Annotated in this window: 3 protein-coding genes; all 3 read right to left on the minus strand. The window is 49.7% G+C overall.

Features of this window, described 5'->3' with window-relative positions; translation table 11 throughout:
• Window positions 1-319 precede the first annotated feature (319 nt).
• The 3 genes from EJP87_RS15410 to EJP87_RS15420 all read right to left on the minus strand — a co-directional run bounded on the left by EJP87_RS15410 (window position 320) and on the right by EJP87_RS15420 (window position 2,317).
• Entirely contained in the window at window positions 320-619 is a 300-nt protein-coding gene (locus EJP87_RS15410) for a CCDC90 family protein (protein ID WP_130472748.1), read from the minus strand.
• A gap of 107 nt (window positions 620-726) precedes the next feature.
• Window positions 727-1,635 (minus strand): BRO family protein, encoded by a 909-nt coding sequence (locus EJP87_RS15415; protein WP_193771441.1) that lies wholly within the window; start codon window positions 1,633-1,635, stop codon window positions 727-729.
• Between the two features lie 211 nt (window positions 1,636-1,846).
• Complete coding sequence (locus EJP87_RS15420) at window positions 1,847-2,317, minus strand: hypothetical protein (protein WP_130472747.1); 471 nt, start codon at window positions 2,315-2,317, stop codon at window positions 1,847-1,849.
• Window positions 2,318-2,434: the final 117 nt, after the last annotated feature.

Here is a 2,434-nt window from a genome sequence, read left to right on the forward strand (position 1 = left end):
CCCGACTGCGTACTTGAGCCGCAATAATACGCTCCTGGCTTTTCAGGTACTCAAACAGTCCCCAAAGCAGGGCAATGGCCACAATAATGGTGATGGTGATAATGGTAATGCTGGCGTCTAGGCAGGTGGTGGTGGGCATGGCGTTCCTGTCGGTAGGGGTTGATCCTACCGACAGGATAAGGAGGGTGATTCGGGAAGGTGAAGATAACGGATGTTAGCAGGGGGAGGTGTAAGAGTCTGTGGGGGAGGTCAGAAATGAAAAGACCATTTTCGTGGCGTCACGAAAATGGTCTGTTTTATATGGATGCTGCAGGGCAGATCAATGCGGGAAAAAGGATTTCAAAACCAGGGCGATAATTCCACCGACGATGATTGCCATTCCCCATCGCATGGTAGCCAATTCGCCGTGCATCTTGGCCATGTCGGCGGTGATGCGCAGTTCAAGCTCTTTGATGTCTCTTTTGACATCCTGGATATCGGCTTTGGTAGCAACCTCATCCAGATTGGATTTTTGAACCTCCAGTATGGCAGTAGCCATTCCCTTGGCTTGTGGTTCGTCAAAACCAGAGGCTTTGAGGGTTTCCACAAACTTCAGCGTGTCAAAAGTAATAGCGATCATGGCGGCGGCCTTCTGCACAAGATGAACTGACTGGTTTTAGACTACCAGCAACCCTGCAAAACTTCAACAACAAACCCTCGCCCCGCCTTTTTGCTGCTCTCCCTTATTCAGCTCTTGTCAGACGGCTTGCGCCGTTTTGATCCTATGGCAAAAGGTTGGTCCATCTTCTTGAATTCCTTATGGGCTCGTTTGATGCCGGTCTTGACCTGGCGAATATCGTCGGACAAAGGAAGATCTTCTGGATTTTGTCCACCGATCTTCTGCATCGCTTCACGAACCACCCTCCCAGCCGTTTTGGCTGCATTTTCGAGCGCGGCTTGTCCTTGAATTCCTTCGATGCGGATCTTTTCCTCCGTCTGTGTGATTCGGAAACGGTTGGCAGCCAACTCCACCCCACCCATAAAATCCAACAAGGAGCGGTTCTCCAGGGAAAATCCTTTGTATTCCTTTAGTTGGCTCATGTGCATGTTGTACATGCCCAGGTAACCGGCATTCTGGAAGAGTGGATAGCTCTCCACTCCTGCGAGATGGGCAGTATGATTTAATGATTTTTCATGCCTTGAAATTTCGGTGCGCTCGTGAACTCGCTGTACATCGTCGGCATCGCGGAAACATTCATGAAATGCCGCAGCCAACTGTGAAAAATAACCCTGCGCTCTCGCCACCAGGGGCTTGGAAATATCCGCATTCATCACGGCAAGATAGCAGGCAAATCGCGTCAAACGATAATCTTTTTCCGTGGTTTTTCCAGACTGGATAACCACCTCCTGGATATTGTCCGTGAGAGGGATCTCCAGCGTCATGCAGACCGCCATGGCCTTTTCCACGGCTTTCATGAACGGCTTCAGGCTGGCGTATCCCAGCATGCGCGCCAACTCCGCAGCAGACCACCAAGTAATTCCATTGCTGTGTGCAAACGCCTCAAATCCATGCGTCTGATCGTCGAATGGTACAATGCCTCGTGCCACGTCGTTCGCCTCCAAGGAAGGTAAAGATTGCTCGTCGTCGTTGTCCATTTTAACCTCTCAACCGATTGAATTCTACGGAAATACATAAAAATTACGCGATCTCAAGTTAAAACTCCCCTCACCCCGCCTTTATGCCGCTCTTCTTTACCGCTTCCGATTGCGCCAGCGCAGCAACTGTCGTTTGAATGGCTTTCCGACCTTCTGCACTTTGAATGTTGCGGTAAATCTTGTGATGCGCGCATCCAAAAGGGACAGCATGCTACCGGAAATTGTTCATGATTTTTTCGGTGATTGCTTCTTCCAGAACGCCACGGGAAACACACGTTAAAGTTATATTCTGAACGGCGTTTGTGCCGCCTGGTTTGTATTCCGACTCAATGTTGGCTTTTATGGTGATTGTGTTGCCTGACACTAGGATCCCGTAACCGAGCTTCGATGATGTTCTGTTGTCCGCCAGATAATCCAACCCCATCGTTGTACCGCAGTCTGCCTGTTGTGGTGTGATGCGAAAGTTGCGTGGCGAAGTTGAAATGACACCGGCAGTGTCGTCGGAATTGGTAATCTGGAAACCTTCGGCCACAAGTACCTGTTTAGCGACACGCAGAATATCCGTTTTGTTGGAGGGCAATTGTCTTGATATTTTCGGCGCAATTGCAACAGGATTCTGGTAAGTCATCGCGCACCCGGATATCAAACCACAAACAACCATCATGAGCGAAAATCTTTTCATTGAAGACTCCATGGGGCGAAGCAGGTTGGACAGAAAGCAACCTGACGACCCAGGCCGTCAGGTTGCAAAACCAAAGATCTTACATGGACGCTTTTAGCAGTAGATCCATCGCTCTGT

Source organism: Candidatus Magnetaquicoccus inordinatus (assembly GCF_004217665.1).
Lineage (GTDB): Bacteria > Pseudomonadota > Magnetococcia > Magnetococcales > Magnetaquicoccaceae > Magnetaquicoccus > Magnetaquicoccus inordinatus.